Source organism: Pseudoxanthomonas sp. LjRoot127, from assembly GCF_964253495.1.
Lineage (GTDB): Bacteria > Pseudomonadota > Gammaproteobacteria > Xanthomonadales > Xanthomonadaceae > Pseudoxanthomonas_A.
This window is the reverse complement of record NZ_CAXUQR020000001.1, coordinates 2,286,423-2,306,477: the sequence shown is the minus strand read 5'-3', so window position 1 is coordinate 2,306,477 and position 20,055 is coordinate 2,286,423. Positions and strand designations below refer to the sequence as shown.

Sequence of the window (20,055 nt, the reverse complement as noted above, 5' to 3'; positions counted from 1 at the left end):
GCGCAGGCGTTACCCTTCCATCGACTGACCGGAAAGCAGCGGAGCGAGCTCCGCCCTACAGCGGCGGCATCGAGGTGATGTCGTCGGCGACCAGTTCGATCGCCATGACCAGTGCGTCCTCGCGACCATCGCGGGCCGGGTAGTAGCGCGGCCGGCGGCCGATCTCGTTGAAGCCTTCGCTGTGGTACAGCGCGATCGCGCCCGGATTGGACGGGCGCACTTCCAGGAAGACGCGCTGTGCGCGGTGGTCGCGGGCGATCTTCACCAGCGCGCGCAACAGGTGGCGACCGAGACCGCGCCCCTGGCGTTCCGGTGCCACACAGACGTTCAGCACATGCGCCTCGTCTGCCGCGATGCTCAGCAGGCCGTAGCCGATCACCAGTCCGTGTTCCGTCATCACCCATGACGGGTAACCGGCCTTCAGGCAATCCTTGAAGATGCCGCGCGTCCAGGGAAACGGATAGGCGCGCTGCTCGATCGCCATCACCGCGTCGAGGTCGCCCTCGCGCATCGGCCGCAGGCTGGACGTGGACCCCGGCGAGGCCTCGACGCCCAGCGCGCTCATGTCGCGATACCGCGGCGCAGGCGACGCAACAGCGGCCACAGCGCGCGCTTGGCGGCCGGGTTGCCGCGCAATTCCGCCGAACTCGGCCATTGCGCGATCAGGGCGGCGGCTTCCGGCGCATTGGGATTGCAGCCCGATGCGCGGATCAGCGCGAAATGCAGGCGGTCCGGCAGCTTCGCGCCACCGGTCCGGGGCGCCGATGCCTGGCGCACGGGTGCGGGTCGCTCGTCAGCGTCGGGTGCCGGTGGTCTTGCACGCGGCGCAGGCGTTGTCGGTGTCGCCGCCTCCGTGCGTACGTCCTGCATATCCACCCGAGCCGCCGCCGGGCCGCCGGCCTCGGTCGGCCAGTCGGCGGGCAGGTAGATGGCGTGGCCGAGTGCGCGAAGCCAGCCCTGCTGCTCGGCCGACCACAAACGGTCCGCCGCCAGCGTCATGCGGAAGCATCCTTGTGCCGGCGCGCGCGCTGCCACAGCCAGTAACCGGGGCCCGACAGCGCGTACACCACGCCCACCGCGAACAAGGTGCGCGGCAGGTCGATGAACAGGATCGCCAGCACCAGCGGCACCAGCGCCAGCACCACGAACGGAATGCGGTCGGCCTTCGCCCCGCCCTCGCCAGTGCCCTTGAAGCTCCAGAAGCGGATGCGGCTCACCATCAGCAGCGCCGCGACCAGCGTGACCGCCAGCGCCAGATAACGCAGTTCCTCGCCCGTCCAGCCCAGTTCGCCGTCGGCGAACGCCCATACGAAGGACATCATCAGTCCGGCGGCCGCCGGACTGGCCAGGCCGATGAACCACCGCTTGTCCACCGTGCCGACCTGCGTGTTGAAGCGCGCCAGGCGCAAGGCGGCGCACGCCGCATACAGGAATGCCACGACCCAGCCCACGCGCCCCATCACGCCACCGTCGAACTTCAGCGCCGACAGCGACCAGTGGTACATCACCAGCGCCGGCGCCAGGCCGAAGCTGACCAGGTCGGCCAGCGAGTCGTACTGCACGCCGAAATCGCTGCTGGTGCCCGTCAGGCGCGCCACGCGGCCATCGATGCCGTCCATCAGGCCCGCCACGAACACGGCGATGGCCGCATTCACGAACTGGCCGTTGGCGGCGGCGATGATCGCGAAGAACCCCGCGAACAGGCCCGCGGTGGTGAACAGGTTGGGCAGCAGGTAGATCCCGCGGGAGCGCGGGGGCGGCTTGATTTCGTTCATGGGTCGCAGTTTAGCCCAGCGCTCCCCTGCCCGGCTTGCCTGCGCGGCCCGGGGGTGCTGCAATCGGGTCCCCCGTGATCCGGAGCTTCCCATGCGCCTCCTGTCCTGCCTGTCCGTGCTGGCGCTCTGCCTCGCTACCGCCTCCGCCGTGCAGGCCCAGCAGGTCTACCAGTGGAAGGACAAGAACGGGGTGACGCACTACTCCGACAGCCCGCCGCCCAACCAGCAGGCTGCGCAGAACCGCCGCATCAACCAGCATGGTGCCGCGGCCGCGGATGCGCCGCAGCCGGCCGGCAAGCCGGTCGAAAACCCGCAGTGCACGACCGCGCGCGCCAACCTGCAGATGCTGGCGGCCACCAAAGGCCCGATCCAGCAGGACACCGACGGTGACGGCAAGCCTGACACCACGCTGGACGACACCGGTCGGGAGAACCAGCGCAATCTCGCCGAGGCCGCGGTGAAGGCCTACTGCAAGCCGGCCGCCGGCACCTGATCCGGCCGGATGCGCGCCTGGCTGGCGATCGCGGCAGGCATCGCACTGGGGGTCGGCGTCGCCTGGTGGCTCGGCCGGCAAGCCCCTGACGCCACATCGCGCAAGCAGGCGCGCCCGAACAACGCCGCGGCCGCCCAAGCGCGCGAAGCCCGTCCTTCTCTGTATCGCTGGCGCGACGACGCCGGCGTGCTGCAGATCACCGAGCAGCCGCCAAAGGGCCGGCGCTACGAACGCATCGACCGCGACACGCCCGCCGGCATCCGCGTGAGCGGCGACGCCGCGACCGACGCCGATTGACCCAGCGCCGCCCCGCGTGCGGCCAAGGCTGGCAAAATAGGCGATTCGCCCCTCCCGGATCCCCCTGCCGATGCGCCTGTCGCAGTTCCACCTCCGCACCACCAAGGAAACCCCGGCCGATGCCGAGCTGGTCAGCCACCAGCTGATGCTCCGCGCCGGCATGATCCGCAAGCTCGCAGCCGGCCTGTACACCTGGTCGCCGCTGGGCCTGCGCGTGCTGCGAAAGGTGGAAACCGTGGTACGCGAAGAGATGGACCGTGCCGGCGCGATCGAGATGATCATGCCGACCATCCAGCCGCGCGAGCTGTGGGAGGAGACCGGGCGCTGGGAGAAATTCGGCGGCCAGTTGCTGAAGATCACCGACCGCAAGGAGCAGCACTTCTGCTACAGCCCGACGGCCGAAGAGGCGGTGACCGACTTCGCGCGCCAGGAGCTGTCCAGCTACAAGCAGCTGCCGGTGAATTTCTACCAGATCCAGACCAAGTTCCGCGACGAGATCCGCCCGCGCTTCGGCGTGATGCGTGCGCGCGAGTTCGTGATGAAGGATGCCTACTCGTTCCACATCACCGACGAGGACCTGGTGCGCGAGTACCGCAACATGCATGCGGCCTATACGCGCATCTTCACCCGCCTGGGCCTCGACTTCCGAGCGGTGCAGGCCGACAGCGGCGCCATCGGCGGCGATGCCTCGCAGGAATTCCATGTGCTGGCCGATTCGGGCGAGGACGCCATCGCGTTCTCCACCGGCTCCGACTACGCCGCGAACGTCGAAGCCGCGCAGGCGGCGGCCCCGGGTCCGCGGCCGGCCGCCACGGAGACGTTGAGCAAGGTCGCCACGCCCACGCAGAAGACCTGCGAGGAGGTCGCCGCGCTGCTCGGCATCCCGCTGCAGCGCACGGTGAAGTCGGTCGCCGTCATGACCGACGCCGGCTTCGTGCTGGCACTGGTGCGCGGCGACCATGCCGTCAACGAGATCAAGCTGGGCAAGGTCGCCGGCATGGCCGACTACCGGCTGGCGACGGAGGCGGAAATCCTCGCCCACCTCGGCAGCGAACCGGGCTTCCTCGGCCCGATCGGCGCGAAGCAGGCGATCCGCGTGGTCGCCGACCGCGACGTGGCGGCGATGGCGGATTTCGTCGTCGGCGCCAACGAGGCCGGCTTCCATCTCGCCGGCGTCAACTGGGGTCGCGACCTGCCGGAACCGGAGACGGTGGCCGACATCCGCAACGTGGTCGCGGGCGACACGGCGGCCGACGGTGGAGAGATCCGCCTGGTGCGCGGCATCGAGGTGGGGCACGTGTTCCAGCTCGGCCGCAAGTACAGCGAAGCGATGAAGTTCACCGTGCTGGACGAAACCGGCAAGGCCGCCACGCCGGCCATGGGCTGCTACGGCATCGGCGTGTCGCGCATCGTCGCGGCGGCGATCGAGCAGAACCATGACGCCAACGGCATCGTCTGGCCCGCGCCGATGGCGCCGTGGGCTGTTGCGGTGTGCATGATCAATCCGAAGGACGACGCCGCGGTGAAGGATGCCGCCGAGGCGCTCCTCGCCGACCTGCACGCTGCCGGCATCGAAGCGGTGCTGGACGACCGCGGCCTGCGCCCGGGTGCGATGTTCGCCGACATCGAACTGATCGGCATTCCGCATCGGGTGGTGGTATCCGAGCGCGGGCTGGCGGCAGGCACGTTCGAATACCGTGCGCGTCGCGCGCAGGACGCGGAGAACATCGGCCGCGAGGACCTGCTCGCACGCCTGCGCGGCTGATGACGCGGGGATGCGCGAACCGGCATCCCCGCACCCCCGGGTTTGTGCGGCGATTCCGGGGTCGCTTACCATCGGACCACTGCCAAGGACGGGCTTTCCCTTCCTGACTGGAGATAGTTGATGTCGATCGACCTGCGTAACCTGTCCGCCAAGGAACTTGGCGCCTTGATCGAAAAGGCCAAGCAACAGCAGAGCAAGCTGGCCAAGCGCACGCCCATCGCGACGGTGCGCGGCAAGATCACCAAATTCGCCAAGGCCGAGGGCTACACGCTGGAGGAGCTGTTCGGCACCGGCGGCACGCGCCCCGCCAAGGCAGCGAGCAAGCCTGGCCCGCGCGCCGGCAAGAAGCTCGGCAAGGTTGCGCCGAAGTACCGCAACCCCGCCAATCCGAAGGAAACCTGGACCGGTCGCGGCAAGCATCCGCGCTGGATGGCCGCCCTAATCGCCAAGGGCAAGAAGGCCGAAGACTTCATCATCAAGAAGAAGTAACCGCGCTTCGCGTGATGGAAAGAAACGGGAGGCCTGGGCCTCCCGTTTCCGTTTGCGCGCGTCAGAGATTCTTGCGCGACGAGATCAGCAGGTTGCCGAACAGCAGGCCCGCGATCAGCGCCATCACCACGTTGGTGACGGCCAACAGCGCCGACTGGCCCACGCCGACATCCTGCTGCTGCACCAGCGTCAGCAGGCCGCGCAGGCTGGTGCTGCCGGGCACCAGCATCAGGATGCCCGGCACACGGATCAGCGCGCCCGGCCGGTTGGCCCAGCGCGCGAAGGCATTGCCGGCGGCGGTCAGCGTCAGGGCGGAGAGGAAGATGCCGACCGGCACGCCCCACGCCTGGCCCGCATAGCGGGAGATGCTGTAGCCGGCGATGGCGGCCGCCATCACCCAGAAATAGTCGCGACGATGCGCCTTGAACAACACGGCGAAAGCGTAGGCGGCGACCACCATGGCGCCCCATTCCACCCATTCCGGCTGCGGACGCGAGGCGCGCACATCGGGGTACATCTCCAGCAACTGCGCCAACGTCACCGCGATCATGCTGCCTACGGTCAACTTGAGTACCGTCGCCAGCGCACCCGCGAAGCGCGCCACACCGGACACCAGGTGCTGGCTGGTCAGCTCGTTGACCGCGTTAGTCAGCGCCATGCCGGGCAGCAGGACGATCAGCGAGGCGATGATCACCGTGTTGAGGTTCAACGGGGCGATGAAGTTGGCCACCAGGATCGCGACGAAACCGGCGACCAGTGCAGAGATCGCATCGCTGGCCTCCTTCATCTGCGGACGACGCGCGATCAGTTCGCCCAGCACACCGATGATCACGCCGATCAGCCCCGCCGTGGCGATATCCAGCCACGGCAACCGCCACAGGCCTGCCACGGCCGCCGCTGCCAGCCCCGAGGCGAAGATCTGCATCGCGCGCCAGCGCCGGCTCGGGGTGCGGTCCAGGGCCCGTAGCGCGGTGTGGCCCTGGGCGATGCTCATCTCGCCGGACGACACCGCATCGGCGATGCGGTCGGCTTCGCTCAGCTTGTGCAGGTCGGTCTCGCCCGGTGCCAGACGGATGACCCGCGTGCTGTCGCTGGCGCCCAGGGGGCGCGAAGGATCGCTGAAGCTGAGGATCAGCCCGGTCGGGTTCGACCACGGTTCGCAATCCAGGCCCAGGCGCTGGGACAGGCCCACCACCGTGCCTTCCAGGCGCTGCGCGGTCGTGCCGTAGCTGTGCAGGCGCCCGGCGATCTCGCAGACGAAGGCGATGCGCTGGGCGTAGGTGGCGGACATCAGGATGTCGTCGGGCATCGGCACAGTATCGCCCAAGCACCCGCACATGACTTCACCTCGCGCTGCTTACACTACGCACCACGACGTGGGCAGGGGGCACCGTGGGGATCGGCGAAGCCATGGCGCTGGGCAGTGCGGCCGCATGGGCGGTCGGCGTCATCCTGGCGCGCCAGCTGGGTGCGCACCTGCCACCCCTGACGCTGAACCTGCTCAAGAACGCGCTGGTGCTGTGCGTACTGGCGCCGGTTGCTTTGCTGCTGCATGCCGGTGCGTGGCCGGTCCTGCCCGGGCAGGACCTCCTGATCGTGCTGGCCAGCGGCGTGATCGGCATCGCGCTGGCGGACACGTTGTATTTCCGCGCGCTCAACGAGCTCGGTGCCGGCCGCATGGGCGTCATCGGCAATCTCTACAGTCCGCTGGTGCTGTTGTTGGGGTTCGTCTTCCTCGACGAACGCCTGGGCGGCGTGCAGTGGGTGGGGTTCGCGCTGGTGGCCGGCGGCGTGCTGCTGGTCAGCCGCCCCTCGCGTGGGTGCCCTGCCGATCCCGGGCACACCGTGCACGGCATCGCGCTCGGCGTGCTGGCGATCGCGCTGATGGCGGTCGCCATCGTGATGGTGAAACGCACGCTGGAATCGCAGCCGCTGTTGTGGGTCACCCTGCTGCGTCTGTCCGGCGCGCTGGCCGGCCTGCTCCTGCTCGCCTTGCTGCCCTCCATGCGCCGACGCATGCGCTTCGTCCCCGCCGATGTTCCCTGGCACCGGCTGGTGCTGGCCGCTCTGATCGGCCAGGGACTGTCGATGGTGCTGTGGCTGGGGGGCTACAAGTTCACGTCGGCCTCGGTCGCGGCGATCCTAAACGAGTCCGCATCGGTCTTCCTGGTGGTGCTGGCGGCGCTGTGGTTGCGTGAACCGTTGGGCCGTCGCGGCGTTGTCGGCGTGGCACTCACGTTCACTGGGATAGCCTGTATGCTCCTTGGCCGAGCGACGCCATGACCCCCACCCTTGCCCGCCCGCAGTACGAAGCCGATCCCGGTGACCCCCAGCGCGTGAAGCTGGCGGGCGACTGGACGCTCGCCAGTGCGCTGACGGTGGCGGAACAGCTGAAGACGTTGCCCGACGCCGTCAACCGGCTCGACGCGACCACCATCAACCGCATCGATTCGGCTGGCGTGCTGCAACTGCTCCGCTTCGCCAAGCGCCGCGGCATGGAACCGTCGGACATCGAGTTCCGCCAGGACCACCAGGCCTTGGTCAGCACCATCGAGGACGTTGCCGACGACCGACCGCCGCGCAAGCGCGACTACGGCTTCCTGGCTGCGCTCTCGCGCCTTGGCTACCGGGTGCACCAGAACAAGCAGGACATCGTCGCCCTGCTCAGCTTCACCGGCGAGAACCTGGTCAAGCTGGTCCGCATGGTCAAGGAGCCGCGCCGCTTCCGCGCCACCGCCACCGTGGCGCACATGGAAGCCGTCGGGCTGGACGCGGTGCCGCTGGTGATCCTGCTGTCGTACATGGTGGGCGCGGTGATCGCCTTCCTCGGCTCCACCGTGCTGCGCGATTTCGGCGCGGAAATCTACGTGGTGGAACTGGTCAGCATCGCGTTCCTGCGCGAGTTCGCCGTGCTGATGACGGCGATCGTCCTGGCCGGTCGCACCGCCTCCGCATTCACCGCGCAGATCGGCGCGATGAAGAGCCGCGAGGAGATCGATGCGATCCGCACGCTGGGCCTGGACCCGGTCGACCTGCTGGTGATCCCGCGGCTGATCGCGCTGCTGGTGATGCTGCCGCTGCTGACCTTCATCTCGATGATGGCGGGCCTGGCCGGCGGCGTCACCGTCGGCGCCTTCGACCTCGGCATTCCGCCGCAGATGTACATCGCGCGCATGCACGACACCATCGAGGTGAAGCATTTCCTCGTCGGCCTGTCGAAGGCACCGATATTCGCGCTGGTGATCGGCCTGATCGGCTGCCTGGAAGGCCTGCGCGTGGAAGGCACGGCGCAGTCGGTGGGCGAGCGGACGACCTCCAGCGTGGTGCAGACGATCTCGCTGGTCATCATGATCGACGCGCTGGCTGCGCTGTGGTTCATGCACATGGACTGGTGACGGCGCATGACCGACGAATCCCCCATCATCCAGGTGCGCGGACTGGCCAACCGCTTCGGCGCACAGACCGTGCACGAGGGCCTGGACCTGGACGTGCGTCGCGGCGAGATCCTCGGCGTGGTCGGCGGGTCCGGCACCGGCAAGTCGGTGCTGATGCGTTCGATCCTGGGCCTTCGCCAACCCGACGAAGGGCAGATCACCGTGCTCGGGGAAGATGCGCGCTCGGAAGATCCCGCCGCGCGCCAGCACATCGAGCGCAACACCGGCGTGCTGTTCCAGGATGGCGCCCTCTTCTCGTCGCTGACCGTCGGCGAGAACGTGCAGGTGCCGCTGAAGGAGCATCACCCGGAACTCCCGGACAGCTGGCGCTACGAGCTGGCGCTGCTGAAGGTGAAGCTGGCCGGCCTGCCGGCCGATGCGCTGAACAAGCTGCCTTCGCAGCTGTCCGGCGGCATGCGCAAGCGCGCCGGCCTGGCGCGGGCACTCGCGCTGGATCCGCCGCTGCTGTTCCTCGACGAGCCTACCGCGGGCCTGGACCCCATCGGTGCGGCCGCGTTCGACCGTTTGATCAAGACACTGCAGGAAGCGCTCGGCCTGACCGTCTTCCTGATCACGCACGACCTCGACACGCTGTACGCGATCTGCGACCGCGTGGCGGTGCTCGCGGACCACAAGGTCATCACCGTGGCACCGTTGCCCGAGGTGGAGCGCTTCGATCACCCCTGGGTACAGGAATACTTCCACGGCCCCCGCGCACGCGCAGCGCGCGGCGGGCAGCAGGCCTCCGGGCCCCTTCAATCGCAAACGGCGGTCTGATCCATGGAAACACGCGCCAACTACGTCCTCATCGGTGCCTTCACCCTCATCATCGCCGCCGCGCTGCTGCTGTTCGGCCTGTGGGCGGCGAAGTACTCCTCCGAGCGCACCTGGCAGGAATACCAGGTGGTGTTCCGCGAAGCGGTCACCGGCCTGACCGTCGGCAGCCCGGTGCAGTACAACGGCATTGCGGTCGGCTCCATCACCAAACTCTCGTTGGCGCCGAACGATCCGCGCCAGGTGATCGCCCGCATCCGGGTGGAGTCGTATACCCCGGTGAAGACCGATACCCGCGCGAAGCTGGCCATCACCAGTCTCACCGGCCCGACCATCATCCAGCTCAGCGGCGGCACACCGCAGGCGCCGTCGCTGACCAGCGTGGACACGCGCGAAGCGCCGGTCATCCAGACCGCGCCGTCCGCACTGCAGAACATCACCGATACTGCCAACCGCATCGTCGAGCGGCTGGACCAGGCCCTCAGCGACAAGAACGTCGCCAGCATCACCACCACGCTGGCGAACCTGGAAGCGATGAGCACGTCGCTGGCCAGCCGCGAGGATGGCATCGAGGCCCTGATCGTCAGTGCGCGTGATGCCGCGCAGAACCTGGACAAGACGCTCACCACCACCAACGGTGCCATCGAGCGGCTGGACAAGAACCTGGTGCAGGAGCTGCCCGGCATCCTAGACAAGCTGGAAACCACGCTGGGCAAGCTGGATTCCGCCGCTGGCAATGCGGACGCGATCCTCGGCGAGAACCGAGCCGCCATCAACAGCTTCGCCAGCGATGGCCTCGGCCAGCTCGGCCCCACGCTGACCGAATTGCGTGGCCTCGTACGCGATCTGCGCCGCGTCAGCGACCGTCTCGAAGGCAATCCCGCGCGCTACCTGCTCGGCCGCGACGCACCCAAGGAGTTCGACCCGAAATGAAGCCGATGCGCCTTCTGTTCGCCCTTCCTGTCTCCCTCGCCCTCGCGGGCTGCTCGATCCTGGGCAGCGAGCAGCGCGACCCGGTCACGATCTACGCGCCCGATGTCAGGGTCGCGCCCGAGCCGGGCTGGCCGCAGGTCGCCTGGACCCTCATCGTGGCCAAGCCCACCGCCGCGCGCGTGATCGACAGCCCGCGCATCAGCGTGCGGCCGACGCCCGGCGAGCTGCAGGTGTATCGCGGCGTCTCGTGGGCCCTGCCCGCGACCGACATGCTGCAGGACGCCGTGCAGCGCACGCTGGAGGATTCCGGGAAGATTCCCGCCGTGGCCAGCGCCGACGCCGGCATCCTCGGCGACTACAAGCTGGTCATGGACCTGCGCCGTTTCGAGGCCGACTACGCGGGTGGCGCGGTACCCGCCGCCGTGGTCGAGGTGAACGCGAAGCTGGTCAACAACCGCGACCAGCGCGTGGTCGCGTCGCGCACGTTCCTGCAGCAGAAGCCGGCCGCCAGCACCGATGTCCCGCAGGTCGCGGACGCCTTCGAACAGGCATTGGAAGCGGCCACTGGCGACATCGCCGGCTGGATCCTGGTGTCGGGCAACAGCGACCCCAAAGCGAACCGCTAGCTGCCCCCCCCCCGGAACCTCAGCGCCGACGCGCGGGATCGATCAGGCGGAACGTCAGGTTGATGCGCGGCGCCACCGGCTTCGCCGTGCGTGGCAGCGCATGCCGATAGTGCCTTTGCGTCTCGCCCGCCATCACCAAGAGGCTGCCATGCGGCAGTTCGAACGCCGCCCTCTGCGCGGGATCCTGCCTGTGCTTGAGCAGGAACCGGCGCACGCCGCCGAGGCTGATCGACGCGATGACCGGCGCCGGGCCCAGCTCCGGCTCGTCATCGCTATGCCATCCCATCGCGTCGCGGCCGTCGCGGTAGAGATTGGCGAGCACGCTGTTGAACGGCACGCCCAGTGCGTCCTGCAGTCGCGCCCGCAGTCCCGACAGCGCCGGGGTCCACGGATGCGGCAGGAAATCCGTGCCGGAATAGCGGTACACGGCATCCGCATCGCCGATCCATGCGCTCAACCTCGGCGAATCGACGCTGCGGCCGAACAGGCGGATGCGATGCACGCTCCACGGCAGCGACGTCCGCAAATCGGCGAAGAGCGTGTCGGCTTCCATGGCCGGCAGCCAGTCGGCATGACAGGCCAGCGATGCGCCCGGCAGCGCCTCATGGCGTCCATCCGGCGAGAGCGGAAGGGGTATGGTCATGCCGTGATGCTCGCGGATTTGCCCCGCTCCGCGCAAACGCCGAAAATGCGGGAAGCCTAACGCCACGCTGGAGCCGAACCCGATGTCCGATGTCGAACGCGATGTGATGGAGTACGACGTCGTCACCGTCGGCGCAGGACCGTCGGGGCTTGCCTTTGCCATCCGGCTCAAGCAACTGGATCCTGATATCTCCGTCTGCGTCATCGAGAAGGCCAGCACCATTGGCGCACATATCCTGTCCGGCGCCGTCATCGAACCCGAGCCGCTCGACGCGTTGCTCCCCGGCTGGCGCGACAACCCGCCGCCGGTCTGCGTGCCGGCCAAGGACGACGAGTTCTGGTACTTCAGCAAGGACGGCGGCCGCAAGTTCCCGGTGGTACCGCCGGGCATGCGCAACCATGGCAACTTCATCGTCTCGCTGGGCGCGATGTGCGCCTGGCTGGCCCCCCAGGCCGAAGCGCTGGGCGTGGAAATCTACCCGGGTTTCGCTGCGTCCGAAACGCTGCACGATGACGACGGCAAAGTCGTGGGCGTGCGCATCGGCGACATGGGCATCGCGAAAGACGGCAGCCACAAACCAGGATACACGCCCGGCATCGACATCCGAGCCAAGGTCACCGTGCTGGCCGAAGGCGCGCGCGGCCACCTGACCAAGCGGCTGGTGAAGCGCTTCGCGCTGGACAAGGACAGCGATCCGCAGGCGTATTCGATCGGCATCAAGGAACTGTGGCAGGTGCCGGAGGGCCGCGTCACGCCCGGCAAGATCGTGCACACACTGGGCTGGCCGGCCAGCAACGACATCTACGGTGGCAGCTTCCTCTACCATCTTGAGAACAACCAGATCGCGCTCGGCTACGTCAGCGGCCTGGACTACAAGGACCCCGAGTACAAGCCCTGGGAGGCCTTCCAGCAGTGGAAGAACCACCCCCTGATCAAGCCGCTGCTCGAAGGCGGGAGCATACTGTCCGCCGGCGCGCGCGCTATCGTCACCGGTGGCTGGCAGTCGCTGCCGAAAGTCGAGATGCCGGGGGCACTGCTGATCGGCGACACCGCCGGCCTGCTCAACGTGCCGAAGATCAAGGGCACGCACCAGGCGATCCGCAGCGGCATGCTGGCGGCCGAGCACTTGGTGGCATCGCAGCTGGCACCCGAAGGGTTTGACGCGAAGCTGCGCGCCTCGGACGCGATGGCCGAGCTGAAGTCCGTCCGCAACATCAAGCCCGGCTTCAAGAAGGGCCTGTGGTTCGGCATGGCCAACGCCGCGTGGGAAACCCTCACCGGCGGCCTGTCGCCGTGGACGCTCAGGGTGAAGCCCGACTGGTCCTCGCTCGACAAGGTCGGCGAGCACGAGGAGACCAAACGCGACTACGTGGACCGCACGCTGGCACCGCGTGATCGCCTGCAGGGCGTTTACTACGCGGCCACCGAGCATGACGAAGACCAGCCCGTGCACCTGCGCGTGCACGACACCTCCGTGTGCGTCACCCGCTGCGCCGCCGAATACGACAACCCCTGTACCCGCTTCTGCCCGGCAGGCGTTTACGAAATCGTCGACGACGGCGACGGCAAGCGGCTGCAGATCAACGCCGCCAACTGCGTGCACTGCAAGACCTGCGACATCAAGGACCCCTACCAGATCATCGACTGGGTGACGCCGGAAGGCGGCGCGGGGCCGAATTACCAGAACCTCTAGGACGCCTGTGGCGACTCCACTGTCACGCCGCCTTCGCACCGGTCTTTTCTACGCGCTGCGAACCGCATTCCGGCTGACGCCGATGCCGCAAGGCACGCGCGACAGACTGCGCGAGCGCTTTCTTGACACGAAGGGCCATTGGGTGCCGGAAGGCCCCAAGGGCAAGGCGCCGTCCGGCGAGCTGCCGCGCCGGCCGTACGTACGCTCCGATGAGCGCGCGATCGGCTACGTGCCCTATGAGAAAGGCGAGCTGCCGGACCCGCTGCCCGCCACGCTCGTCGCGTTCTACCTGCCGCAATTCCACACCATTCCCGAGAATGACGAGTGGTGGGGCAAAGGCTTCACCGAATGGCGCAACGTCACTCGTGCCCTGCCCCAGTTCGAAGGCCATTACCAACCCAAGCTGCCCGGCGACCTCGGCTTCTACGACCTGCGCAACGTCGAGGTCATGCATGAACAAGCGCGCCTCGCCCGCGAGTACGGCATCAGCGCGTTCTGCTTCTACTTCTACTGGTTCGGCGGCAAGACCCTGCTCGAAACCCCGCTACGCAACTGGCTAAACGACAAGACCATCGACCTGAAGTTCTGCCTGTGCTGGGCAAACGAGAAGTGGACCCGCACTTGGGATGGCCGTGGCGACGAGATCCTGATCGATCAGAAGCACTCGCCGGAAGATGATATTGCGTTCATCGAGCACGTGGCGGAGTACATGAGGGACCCGCGGTATTTGCGGGTGGATGGGAAGCCTATGTTGCTGATCTATCGCCCTGCTTTGTTGCCTGAGCCGAGCGTTACAACATCGCGATGGCGTGAATGGTGTACCAAGGCTGGGATTGGCGATCTCCACTTGGTATATGTGCAATCATTCGACCGATCCCCTCCCGGCGACTTGGGATTCGATGCCGCTACGCAATTTCCGCCAAACTTTTTCAATGCCCCCGAACTTTCCGCTCAACAGCAATTGATCAATCCGCACTATCAAGGAAGCGTACTCGACTGGCGAGGCCTGAAGAGCGCAGCCAGCGAAGTCAGTTCGCCCAATGTTTACAGAGGCGTGTCAACCGGATGGGATAACGAAGCGCGCAGACCGGGTCGCGGCCGCACCTTTTTACACTCCACACCCGAGGCCTATAGGGCATGGCTGGAGTCCAGCATTCGATCTCAAACCGTCAACGGACATGAATCACCCATCACTTTCATCAACGCTTGGAATGAATGGGCAGAAGGCGCTTTCCTTGAGCCATCCGCACGTCACGGCTATGCGCTACTTTCCGCCACGCGTAATGCGTTGCTGAGCGTCACCCGTGATGAGCGCGACTGGGTTCACGCGGTTATCCACGCCTGGTATGTGGATGTGCTTGAAGAGATGCTTCCGCATCTTCAAATCGTTGCAGCCCACATGAACATAACATTCACCACGACGATAGATAACGCGCAAGCAGTTCGGCGGCTTACAAGCTCACTGCCATGCGCGGTTAGGGTTGAAATCTTTGAGAATCGTGGGCGAGACATACTTTCTTTCTTGATAGTAGCCAGCCGACTGAAGCATCAAGGCGTACAGTGGGTACTCAAGCTGCATACGAAAAAGTCGCCGCATTTGGCAGACGGTTCAAGATGGTGCAAAGAGCTCATATCTGGCTTGTTGCCGCAGGATCTTGGAGAGCTTCTTGAGAAATTGAAATACGACAAAAGCGCGGGACTCATTGCGCCCTCGGGGCATTTATTACCCGTATCGAGTTACGTTGGCGCCAACGGCCGGTGGCTGGAGCGCCTTGACAAGATTATTTGCAGCGTCGACAGGAACCGAAGTCACCTTTTCCCCGCCGGATCAATGTATTGGTGCCGACTCAAAGCAATCGACGGCATTCTGGAGGCGGACATTTTTGCAAGTGATTTTGAGCCAGAGCTGAGCCAGATAGATGGCACCCTAGCTCACGCGCTGGAGCGGATTATAGGATTGCATGTGGCGTCGGCTGGATTCGAGGTTGCGTCAGTTGCACGCTTCAGGGGTGAAAATGAAGCCGAGATATCTTCAGCTTATCGCTACGCAGCCAAGGACCTTCCATAGCTAGATCTCACAAGCAACCGCGTTCGCGCAGAAATGAAAAGGACCCGTAGCCAAAGACGCCGGGTCCTTTTTTATGTCCGATTCGCGGGCTACGAACCCGGCACCAACTCGAACTCTGATTCAAAGCCGATACCTACCGCGCCGATCGCCGTTGACGCGTGCAGCAGGAACGTCTGGTAGGAGGCCTGACCTGAAAGAACGTGAATATCGGTTCGGCCAGAGCTGCTCCCCTTGTCAATTGCGTAGATATCCGGAATGCCATCACGGTCGTAATCACCAATCTTGAAATCCCAGCGATTGTCTGTGCCTGTTGATCCCAAGGCAGTAGCGATGTTCCTCAGATATGACTGGTATTGGGTCGCGCCATCAAGAATATGCGCTTCGGTCTTACCGCCTGATCCATTCTTTCCGATCAAAAAGATGTCCGGGACAGCGTCACCGTTGAAATCCCCCAAATCGACAACCCACTCAGTTCCCGTGGGCAGCGCACCAGTAATGGTGGTTCGCGCAAGTAGCTCTGTCTGGAAGGAGCTCGCACCGCTCAGAATGTACACCGCAAGCTTGCCGCCGGCGCTCGCCTTATCGATGACATAGAGATCAGGCTTGCCATCATTGTTGTAGTCACCCAATCGAAAAATCCACCGATTGTTCGACCCAGTCACTCCATAGGGTGTTGCTGCATGCAATGAGAAAGAGCTGTATGAAGAGCCGCTCAACACGTGAACTTCGGTCTTGTTACTAGCGGTGCCGGACTTCATCACGAAGTACAGATCTGAAACACCATCACCGTTGTAGTCTCCAAGCAGATAATTTGCAGCTTTATCGGCCGTACCCGCTGCTAACCCTGTAGCAATGTGACTGGAGAACGTCTGGAAAACGCTAGAAGCCGTCACAGTATGGAGTTCAACGCGACCACTACCTCCACGCTTCGCTATGTACACAAGATTCAGCGGATTGCCGAAAGGGACTACCGTCGAGCGGAACGCAGCAACGGCGGGAATCGTCTGATTCAAACTCCGAGCATTGTCTTCACTGTTCGCAACGCCACACGCCAAGTTCCCCGCGCTGCCACACGTGCTCTTGAGCGGGGTCGAGAAGATGCGGTGCGCTGTCTGGCCCGTATCTCCGTAAGCCATCACCGTGTAGAAATTACCGGTGGATGCCGTCGTCTTGTAACCGTAGGAATACGCGAAGGCGCCCGCGCTCGTGGAATTCCCGCGGTCATGCGCCGAACCCATCAGGTGAGCCGCTTCGTGCACCAGCGTCTCGTCGGCGCAGTAATACGTCTTGCCGTCGGTACCCGCATCGAAGCCATCGCTCACGACCGCGTAGCCCCAAGGCGCATCGGCGGAGGTTATCGGCGGTTGGTTGGGGGTGTTGGCGCCATTCGCGCCGTTCAACCAAGCGATACCGCAGCCCTCGTTTTCGGGCGTGTTGAACTTGCGCACCAGGATGGCGATATCGGCGCCGTATTGGTCACGTGCGGTGCGCAGCGGCGCCAAGCTGGCGGGGACGGTGACGGCGGACTGGCCATTGCTGCCGGTCAGCTCGGACAGGGCCGTCTGGTTGCTGTTGGTGTTGGTGTAGCTCACCTGCACCGCATTGACGACGCGCAGGTAGCCGTTGACGTTGCTGTTCACGAACGCCTGGTTGCCGACCTGGATCAGGAACACCAATCGCGTTGCGGCACCGGAGGCGCCACCGTTGGCCGTTGCGAACTCGGGCGTATAGCCGATCGCCACGTCGATCGTGTTGGCGGCCGTCTGCGGGGCACCCTGCGCTACCGCCACTGCATTCTGGGTCACCTGAGCCGCGGCGGTGACCGCTGCGCCCATCGACGAGCGAAGCGCCCTCGCCTCGGGGATCATCACGTCCACATGGCCCTTCGTCGCCGACACCACCTTGGTGGGATCGGTCTGGACCGCGAAGACGGTGCCGTTGCGGGTCTGCAGGCTCAGGGCCGGCTTGCCGTTCGCCTGGGGAATCGAGCCGAACACGGCCTTCTCGCCGAAGGTGATGATGGCTTCCTGCATCGGATCGCCACCGACGACGCGGCCGATCCAGGTCCAGTTGCCGTCGATCTCTTCGACGTGACGCTCATAACGCAACTTGACCTGGCTGCCATCGGGCGAGGGCACGGTCATTTCACCCGTGGCGATGCCCTTGAAGGCGTGCGCTTCGCTGATCGCGGTCGGGAACCAAGTATAGGCGCCCTCCTGCCTGGTAGGCTTTGCCTTGTCGGGAAAGGACAGCAGCGCGCCGCGGTCCGGCAAATTCGCGATGGAAGCGCCAATCGCGCGCGCCAGGGGCAGCGACGTCGGCAGCGCGCCGGTCGGCTTGCTGGCGGCGACACCCCGCATCCCTGCCATGCCCGATTCGGGGCTTTCCCCACTGCACCCGGCCAAGACCAACATCAAGGCGCAAGCGCCGACCCGGAGTTTCATACGTACGCCTCTGAGAAAAACGGATAGAGCCCCTGAACCGACACTATAGCCCAGCCCCCGGGCCACAAAACAGCCAACGGGTTCGCCTCTCCGGGTTATCGGCAGCAAAACGTACAGCTGAAAGTCAGGCGTGCGCCATCGCGCAAAAGAAGTGGACGTGCGTCACGACTCGGGGCGACTCAGGCGACAGGCCGGAAGGGTACGCCGGTCTTCGCCACCAGTTCCTCCCCCGTCACACCGTCGGCTTTTTCCACCAGCACCAGACCGTCGGGGGTCACGTCGAACACCGCCAGATCGGTGATGATCCGGTCCACCACGCCCACGCCGGTCAGCGGCAGGTCGCATTGCGGCAGGATCTTGTGGCTTCCGTCCTTGGCCACGTGCTCCATCAGCACGACGATGCGCTTGACGCCGGCCACCAGGTCCATGGCGCCGCCCATGCCCTTGACCATCTTCCCCGGGACCATCCAGTTGGCCAGGTCGCCTTGGTCGGTGACCTGCATGGCACCCAGCACCGCCAGGTCGATGTGGCCACCGCGGATCATGGCGAAGGAGTCGTGGCTGCCGAAGTAGCTGGCGCCCGCGCGGGCAGTGACGGTCTGCTTGCCGGCGTTGATCAGGTCGGCGTCGACCTCGTCCTCGGGCGGGAACGGGCCGATCCCGAGCAGGCCGTTCTCGGACTGCAGCCAGACGTCCACGCCGACGGGAATGTGGTTGGCGACCAGCGTAGGCAGGCCGATGCCCAGGTTCACGTAGGCGCCATCGGTCAGTTCGCGGGCGGCGCGCTGCGCCATCTCATCGCGGGTCCAGGGCATCACTTGTCTCCTTGGCGGACGGTGCGCTGCTCGATGCGCTTCTCGGGGGTCGGGTTGTGGACGATGCGGTCCACGTAGATGCCCGGCAGGTGGACGTGGTCCGGGTCGATCTGGCCGACTTCCACCACTTCCTCGACCTCGGCGATGCAGACCTTGCCGGCCATGGCGCAGGCCGGGTTGAAGTTGCGGGCCGTCTTGCGGAACACCAGGTTGCCGGCCTTGTCGGCCTTCCACGCCTTGACCAGCGACACGTCGGCGATCAGCGCTGTCTCCATGACATACCAGTGCTCCCCGAACTGGCGGGTTTCCTTGCCTTCGGCCACCACCGTGCCGTAACCGGTACGGGTGAAGAACGCGGGAATGCCCGCGCCGCCGGCGCGCAGGCGCTCGGCCAGCGTGCCCTGCGGATTGAATTCCAGTTCCAGCTCGCCCGAGAGGAACTGGCGCTCGAATTCCTTGTTCTCGCCCACGTAGGACGAAATCATCTTCTTGATCTGCCGGGTTTCGAGCAGCAAGCCCAAGCCGAAACCGTCCACGCCCGCATTGTTGGAAATGGCCGTCAGCCCCTTCACGCCACTGTCCCGCAGCGCGCCGATCAGCGCTTCCGGAATGCCGCACAGGCCGAAGCCACCGACCGCGAGCGTCTGGCCGTCGGCTAGGACACCCCGCAGCGCATCCGCCGCGCTGGGGTAGAGCTTCTGCTTGCCTCCGGAGCCGGGGTTACCCGCCATGGCGTGATCCATTCGATAAGGAAAGCGGCATTCTACCCAGCACCCCGTCGCCGACACAGGTACTTTCGGGCAATGGGAATCCCGCGCGGGACGTGCGCGTACACTGAGGCACATGAAGACCCTTGCCCTCGTCACCGCCGTGGGAGCCACCGGCCACGATGACGACCTCGTACCGCTGCTCGATGCGTGCGCCGACGCCGGCCTGCACGCCCGCGCCGTGGCCTGGGACGACCCCACCGTGAGCTGGGGCCGCTTCGATGCGGCTCTGCTGCGTTCGCCATGGGATTACACCGAACGACTGTCCGAGTTCCTGGCCTGGTGCGAACACGCGGACCGGGTGACCCGTCTGCTCAACCCGCTGAATGTCGTCCGCTGGAACACCGACAAGCACTATCTCGCGGACTTGGCCACCATCGGCATCCCCGTGGTTCCAACCCGGTTCGTCGAGCCCGATGCCGAGCCCATGGACGCGTTGTCCGGATTTCTGGACGAGTTCGATGTACCGGAGTTCGTCGTCAAACCCGCGGTGAGCGCCGGCGCCCGCGACACCCAACGATATGCCCGGGACCAGCAGTTCGTGGCCGGCAACCACATCGGCCGCCTGCTCGAGCAGGAGCGCAGCGTGATGCTGCAGCCCTACCTGCCCTCGGTCGACCAGTACGGCGAGACCGCCCTGCTGTATTTCGACGGCCGGTTCAGCCATGCCGCTCGCAAGTGCGCGCAGCTGCCCTTGGGGGAGACGGCGCGACAGGCGCCCATGGCACTCGGTGAGATCGCGGCAACGGTCGCTTCCCTCGCCGAGCAAGCGCTGGCAGAACAGGTTCTTGCCGCAACCGCGCGCCTGCGCCAGCTCGAGGCGCCTCTTCCGTATGCGCGCATCGATCTGCTGAAGGGCGCCGACGGCAAACCGCAGCTGCTGGAGCTCGAGCTGACGGAGCCCTCGTTGTTTTTCGCCCAGGCCCCCGGCAGCGCCGCCGATTTCGCGGCCGTGCTGGTCTCCCAGCTGGCGGACGGTACCGTACGGACTCGCATGGACCCCGCCTGACGGCTAAAATCCAACGTCTGCCCTCGTCGG

19 protein-coding genes and 1 pseudogene are annotated in these 20,055 nt (G+C 65.9%); 12 read left to right on the top strand and 8 right to left on the bottom strand.

From position 1 onward, the window contains the following. Nucleotides 1-55 precede the first annotated feature (55 nt). The 3 genes from rimI to pssA are packed head-to-tail and all read right to left on the bottom strand — an operon-like array spanning nucleotide 56 to nucleotide 1,775. On the bottom strand, nucleotides 56-565 hold the full coding sequence (rimI, locus tag ACSQ19_RS10675; protein WP_296279593.1) for a ribosomal protein S18-alanine N-acetyltransferase: 510 nt from the start codon (nucleotides 563-565) through the stop codon (nucleotides 56-58). Further along, a complete protein-coding gene (locus ACSQ19_RS10670) occupies nucleotides 562-999 on the bottom strand; it encodes an alanine acetyltransferase (RefSeq protein ID WP_299340490.1) in 438 nt (145 codons plus the stop codon). Before ACSQ19_RS10670 ends, rimI begins: the two co-directional genes overlap by 4 nt. Beyond that, the gene (gene pssA / locus ACSQ19_RS10665) at nucleotides 996-1,775 is read right to left on the bottom strand and encodes a CDP-diacylglycerol--serine O-phosphatidyltransferase (RefSeq protein WP_296279591.1); all 780 of its coding nucleotides are present in this window, start codon (nucleotides 1,773-1,775) and stop codon (nucleotides 996-998) included. Before pssA ends, ACSQ19_RS10670 begins: the two co-directional genes overlap by 4 nt. A 91-nt stretch (nucleotides 1,776-1,866) precedes the next feature. Here pssA and ACSQ19_RS10660 point away from each other — a divergent pair, with 91 nt between their 5' ends. The 4 genes and pseudogenes from ACSQ19_RS10660 to ACSQ19_RS10645 form a co-directional block, all read left to right on the top strand. Continuing rightward, nucleotides 1,867-2,268, top strand: a complete 402-nt coding sequence (locus tag ACSQ19_RS10660; protein ID WP_435996877.1) for a DUF4124 domain-containing protein — start codon at nucleotides 1,867-1,869, stop codon at nucleotides 2,266-2,268. A 9-nt stretch (nucleotides 2,269-2,277) separates the two neighbouring features. Further along, entirely contained in the window at nucleotides 2,278-2,565 is a 288-nt protein-coding gene (locus ACSQ19_RS10655) for a DUF4124 domain-containing protein (protein WP_435996875.1), read from the top strand. 70 nt (nucleotides 2,566-2,635) lie between these two features. Continuing rightward, a complete protein-coding gene (locus ACSQ19_RS10650; protein ID WP_435996873.1) occupies nucleotides 2,636-4,330 on the top strand; it encodes a proline--tRNA ligase in 1,695 nt (564 codons plus the stop codon). Nucleotides 4,331-4,450: 120 nt separating this feature from the next. Continuing rightward, nucleotides 4,451-4,813: pseudogene (locus ACSQ19_RS10645) on the top strand (H-NS histone family protein); the annotation flags it as partial. A gap of 67 nt (nucleotides 4,814-4,880) precedes the next feature. Here ACSQ19_RS10645 and ACSQ19_RS10640 read toward each other — a convergent pair. Continuing rightward, a complete protein-coding gene (locus ACSQ19_RS10640; protein WP_299340475.1) occupies nucleotides 4,881-6,128 on the bottom strand; it encodes a threonine/serine ThrE exporter family protein in 1,248 nt (415 codons plus the stop codon). 83 nt (nucleotides 6,129-6,211) lie between these two features. Between ACSQ19_RS10640 and ACSQ19_RS10635 the strand changes: the two genes are divergently transcribed. From ACSQ19_RS10635 to ACSQ19_RS10615, 5 genes are read left to right on the top strand one after another with little or no spacing between them, the layout of a single operon-like run. Next, on the top strand, nucleotides 6,212-7,102 hold the full coding sequence (locus ACSQ19_RS10635) for a DMT family transporter (RefSeq protein WP_435996870.1): 891 nt from the start codon (nucleotides 6,212-6,214) through the stop codon (nucleotides 7,100-7,102). Continuing rightward, nucleotides 7,099-8,214, top strand: a complete 1,116-nt coding sequence (locus ACSQ19_RS10630) for an ABC transporter permease (RefSeq protein ID WP_299340472.1) — start codon at nucleotides 7,099-7,101, stop codon at nucleotides 8,212-8,214. Before ACSQ19_RS10635 ends, ACSQ19_RS10630 begins: the two co-directional genes overlap by 4 nt. Nucleotides 8,215-8,220: 6 nt before the next feature. Beyond that, entirely contained in the window at nucleotides 8,221-9,030 is an 810-nt protein-coding gene (locus tag ACSQ19_RS10625) for an ABC transporter ATP-binding protein (RefSeq protein ID WP_296279577.1), read from the top strand. A 3-nt stretch (nucleotides 9,031-9,033) separates the two neighbouring features. Next, nucleotides 9,034-9,960, top strand: a complete 927-nt coding sequence (locus ACSQ19_RS10620) for an MlaD family protein (protein WP_296279576.1) — start codon at nucleotides 9,034-9,036, stop codon at nucleotides 9,958-9,960. Further along, the gene (locus ACSQ19_RS10615) at nucleotides 9,957-10,586 is read left to right on the top strand and encodes an ABC-type transport auxiliary lipoprotein family protein (RefSeq protein ID WP_435996867.1); all 630 of its coding nucleotides are present in this window, start codon (nucleotides 9,957-9,959) and stop codon (nucleotides 10,584-10,586) included. The genes ACSQ19_RS10620 and ACSQ19_RS10615 overlap by 4 nt, the downstream gene beginning before the upstream one ends. 19 nt (nucleotides 10,587-10,605) lie before the next feature. On the opposite strand, the gene ACSQ19_RS10610 is transcribed toward ACSQ19_RS10615, so the two are convergent. Next, nucleotides 10,606-11,229, bottom strand: coding sequence for an alpha-ketoglutarate-dependent dioxygenase AlkB family protein (locus ACSQ19_RS10610; protein WP_435996865.1), 624 nt, complete (start codon nucleotides 11,227-11,229; stop codon nucleotides 10,606-10,608). Nucleotides 11,230-11,311: 82 nt separating this feature from the next. Between ACSQ19_RS10610 and ACSQ19_RS10605 the strand changes: the two genes are divergently transcribed. After that, nucleotides 11,312-12,922, top strand: coding sequence for an electron transfer flavoprotein-ubiquinone oxidoreductase (locus ACSQ19_RS10605; RefSeq protein WP_435996863.1), 1,611 nt, complete (start codon nucleotides 11,312-11,314; stop codon nucleotides 12,920-12,922). Nucleotides 12,923-12,929: 7 nt separating this feature from the next. Continuing rightward, nucleotides 12,930-14,990 carry a glycoside hydrolase family 99-like domain-containing protein gene (locus tag ACSQ19_RS10600; RefSeq protein WP_435996861.1) on the top strand — a complete coding sequence of 687 codons (2,061 nt, stop codon included), beginning with the start codon at nucleotides 12,930-12,932 and terminating at the stop codon, nucleotides 14,988-14,990. An 89-nt stretch (nucleotides 14,991-15,079) separates the two neighbouring features. On the opposite strand, the gene ACSQ19_RS10595 is transcribed toward ACSQ19_RS10600, so the two are convergent. The 3 genes from ACSQ19_RS10595 to ACSQ19_RS10585 all read right to left on the bottom strand — a co-directional run bounded on the left by ACSQ19_RS10595 (nucleotide 15,080) and on the right by ACSQ19_RS10585 (nucleotide 18,980). After that, complete coding sequence (locus tag ACSQ19_RS10595; RefSeq protein WP_435996859.1) at nucleotides 15,080-17,434, bottom strand: reprolysin-like metallopeptidase; 2,355 nt, start codon at nucleotides 17,432-17,434, stop codon at nucleotides 15,080-15,082. A gap of 179 nt (nucleotides 17,435-17,613) precedes the next feature. Further along, nucleotides 17,614-18,249 (bottom strand): CoA transferase subunit B, encoded by a 636-nt coding sequence (locus tag ACSQ19_RS10590; RefSeq protein WP_435996857.1) that lies wholly within the window; start codon nucleotides 18,247-18,249, stop codon nucleotides 17,614-17,616. Continuing rightward, nucleotides 18,249-18,980 carry a CoA transferase subunit A gene (locus ACSQ19_RS10585; protein WP_435996855.1) on the bottom strand — a complete coding sequence of 244 codons (732 nt, stop codon included), beginning with the start codon at nucleotides 18,978-18,980 and terminating at the stop codon, nucleotides 18,249-18,251. The genes ACSQ19_RS10590 and ACSQ19_RS10585 overlap by 1 nt, the downstream gene beginning before the upstream one ends. Before the next feature lie 112 nt (nucleotides 18,981-19,092). On the opposite strand from ACSQ19_RS10585, the gene ACSQ19_RS10580 reads away from it, so the two are divergent. Beyond that, nucleotides 19,093-20,025 (top strand): ATP-grasp domain-containing protein, encoded by a 933-nt coding sequence (locus ACSQ19_RS10580; RefSeq protein ID WP_435996853.1) that lies wholly within the window; start codon nucleotides 19,093-19,095, stop codon nucleotides 20,023-20,025. Nucleotides 20,026-20,055: the final 30 nt, after the last annotated feature.